The 243-nt window shown below is 65.0% G+C and carries 1 protein-coding gene; it reads right to left on the bottom strand.

The annotated features are described in order from the left end of the window. On the bottom strand, positions 1-195 hold a 195-nt coding region (locus CVH10_RS23595), incomplete at its 3' end, for a hypothetical protein (protein ID WP_146143360.1). Positions 196-243 lie beyond the last annotated feature (48 nt).

Here is a 243-nt window from a genome sequence, read left to right on the forward strand (position 1 = left end):
GGCGTATTCCGACGCGCTCTTGATCCGACCGTTCGCGACCGCGCCTCCATAATCGACGGCCATATAGTCGAGCAGCCGCCATGCGGTTTGCACGTCGCCGGGTTCGGCGAATGCCGCAGCAGGGATCAGCAGCGCAGCGAGCGCGGCGAGCAGCCGCAGCGAGAGCATTGCCCGGATCAAGGTGAGCAGACGCACTACCGCTCTCCCAGTTCGCGCCGAGCGCCAGTGACGATTTCATAAGCG

The sequence above is a fragment of the Halomonas sp. ND22Bw genome, from assembly GCF_003011945.1.
Classification (GTDB): Bacteria; Pseudomonadota; Gammaproteobacteria; order Pseudomonadales; family Halomonadaceae; genus Halomonas; species Halomonas halophila.